Annotated in this window: 3 protein-coding genes; all 3 read left to right on the forward strand. The window is 70.7% G+C overall.

Annotated features, from left to right (window positions below; all coding sequences use genetic code 11):
- A partial coding sequence (locus tag ACOJSN_RS20300; RefSeq protein ID WP_420114295.1) for a hypothetical protein occupies positions 1 to 495 on the forward strand: 495 nt, incomplete at its 5' end.
- An 18-nt stretch (positions 496 to 513) separates the two neighbouring features.
- On the forward strand, positions 514 to 2,307 hold the full coding sequence (locus ACOJSN_RS20305; protein WP_420114296.1) for an ABC-F family ATP-binding cassette domain-containing protein: 1,794 nt from the start codon (positions 514 to 516) through the stop codon (positions 2,305 to 2,307).
- A gap of 206 nt (positions 2,308 to 2,513) precedes the next feature.
- Positions 2,514 to 2,757 (forward strand): hypothetical protein (locus ACOJSN_RS20310; RefSeq protein ID WP_420114297.1); only part of this gene is annotated, 244 nt, incomplete at its 3' end.

The following is a 2,757-nucleotide window of genomic DNA, read 5'->3' on the forward strand; positions in this document are numbered from 1 at the left end:
GCCCGTTGCCACGGCTCACTACCGTCGGTGCCCATAGGACCCCGCTACGCCGGACGTGCCGCCGCGGCACTGCTGCTGGGCCTCGCCCTGGCCGGCTGCGATGTCTCGGAGGCGGTCGAGCCGGCCGCGACAGACCCCCAGACATGCGGAACGGTCACGAGCGTCATCGGCGAGGTCGACGGCGCGTTCGCAGAGAATCTCCTCGACACCTACGACAACGACCCGCCGAGCCCGCTCGAGGGCAGCTGCGGGTTCGTGATGATCGGTGACTGGGAGTGCAGCAGCTCGTCCAGTCAGGAGCCGGGTCGCGCCTCGACCTGCCACGGACCCGACGACGGCCTGATCATCTCCGTACCCACCGCAGACGAGGAATCGGCCGGCCCGGTGTGCGCGCTGATCGACCAGCCGACTCTCGAGCAGATCTTCCCGGACGGCAACGACGACGAGGACCTCTGCCAGTCCTACATCGACGGCGAGAACTCGACCGGCGGATAACCCGTACGCTGGACCCCCGTGGCTCACCTTCTCGGCGCTGAATCGGTGAGCGTCTCCTACCCCACCGCGACCGTGCTGCAGGGCGTCACGATCGGCGTCGACGAGGGGATGCGCATCGGGATCGTCGGCCGCAACGGGGATGGCAAGTCGACCCTCCTTCGCGTGTTGGCACAGCAGCAGCAGCCCGACGGCGGCCGGGTCACCCATCGGGGTGGGTTGCGTGTGGGCGTGCTCGGCCAGAGCGACGACCTCGACGACGACGCCACCCTGGCGCACGCCGTCCTTGGAGACCTCGCCGATCACGAGTGGGCGGCCGACCGCCGCTCGCGCGAGGCGGTCGCGGCGCTCGTGGGCGACCTCGACATGGACGCGACCATCGGCACGCTCTCGGGTGGCCAGCGGCGCCGCGCCGCGCTCGCCGCGCTGCTGCTCGGCGACTGGGACGTGCTGGTCCTCGATGAACCCACCAACCACCTCGACGTCGACGCGAGCACGTGGCTCGCCACGCCCCTGCGGGATCGCGGGTCGCGCGATCAGGGCGCCCTGCTGCTGGTCACGCACGACCGCTGGTTCCTCGATGAGGTCGCAACCACCACCTGGGAGGTCCACGACGGCATCGTCGACCCCTTCGAGGGCGGCTACGCCGCATACGTGCTTCAGCGAGTGGAACGCGACCGGCAGGCGGCTGTGGCCGAGGCGAAGCGGCAGAACATGATGCGCAAGGAGCTCGCGTGGCTGCGCCGCGGCGCCCCCGCACGCACGTCCAAGCCCAAGTTCCGCATCGACGCCGCGAACCAGCTGATCGAGGACGTGCCGCCGCTGCGCGACCGGGTGGAGCTGTCCCGGATGGCGACGGCCCGGCTGGGCAAGGACGTCGTCGACCTGCACGAGGCGGGCGTCGCGTTCGGCGACAACCACGTCCTGCGCGATATCGAATGGCGCCTCGCACCTGGCGAACGGACCGGGATCGTGGGCGGCAACGGGTCCGGCAAGTCGACCTTGCTCGCCCTGATCGCCGGCACCCTCGCACCCACCACCGGCCGCGTCAAGCACGGCAAGACCGTGCGGATCGGCACCCTCGATCAGCAGTTCAGCGAACTCGAGGAGATCCGCGACGACCGCGTGCGTGACGTGCTGGCCCGCTACAAGACCACCTACGCGATCGACGGCACCGACCTCACCCCCGCGCAACTCCTCGAACGACTGGGCTTCCGGACCGCGCTGCTCTCGGCGCGGGTCGGCGACCTCTCCGGCGGGCAGCGCCGGCGCCTGCAGCTGCTGCTCGTGCTGCTGGACGAGCCCAACGTGCTGCTGCTCGATGAGCCGACGAACGACGTCGACACCGACACGCTCGCCGCGATGGAGGATCTGCTCGACACCTGGCCCGGCACCATGATCGTGATCAGCCACGACCGCTACCTGCTGGAACGCGTCACCGACAACCAGTACGCGATCCTCGACGGCCGGCTCCGGCACCTGCCCGGCGGCGTCGACGAGTATCTACGGCTGCGTCGCCCCTCGTCGCGCCCGACGGCGCAACCCACCTCGGAGGCGAGCTCACCGCCGTCGGCGGCCGAGCAGGCAGCGCCGAACGGCGCCGAGGCGAGGGCCGCGCGCAAGGAGCTTGCCGCCGTCGAGCGCAGGATGGACAAGCTCGCCGCCCGGGCGGGTGAGCTGCACGAGCAGATGGCGGCGCACGACGTGAGCGACTACGAAGGCCTCGGTGAGCTCACCGAGCAGCTCCGCGCCGTCGAGGCGGAGACCGCCGAGCTCGAGGAGCGCTGGTTGGAGCGCTCGGCACTGCTCGACTAGGGCATTCCTGCGGCGGTCAGCGTGATGACGGCCCGCAACCCACCGCCGTGATTCGCCGTCAGGCTGAGCGCGCCGCCGTGTGCGGCCGCGACGGCTGCGAGGTTGGCCAGACCGAGGCCGTGCCAGCTGCCACGGGTCAGGCCCCTGGGAGCGAGCGATCCGGAAGAATCGCCGGACCGGGACGGCGAGCGAGGAGACCACGGGCCATGAACCTGCAGGACTACCTGCGCTGGCGTGGCGACCTGACGTTCGCCGAGCGTTCCTTCAACACGGTCGACAACCTCGCGCTCGCCGCGATCTCCTACCTCAACCTCGCCGATATCGTGCCGACTACCGAGGAGGGCGGCAGCATCTCGGTGCGTGAGGCCGCCGACGTCCTGGTCCGACGGCGGAGCCTGGCTGGGCAGGATCCGGCGTTGGCATTCGAGGAGCGCCGGTTGCCGATCGTCG

It is taken from the genome of Pseudactinotalea sp. (assembly GCF_048594945.1).
Lineage (GTDB): Bacteria > Actinomycetota > Actinomycetes > Actinomycetales > Beutenbergiaceae > Pseudactinotalea.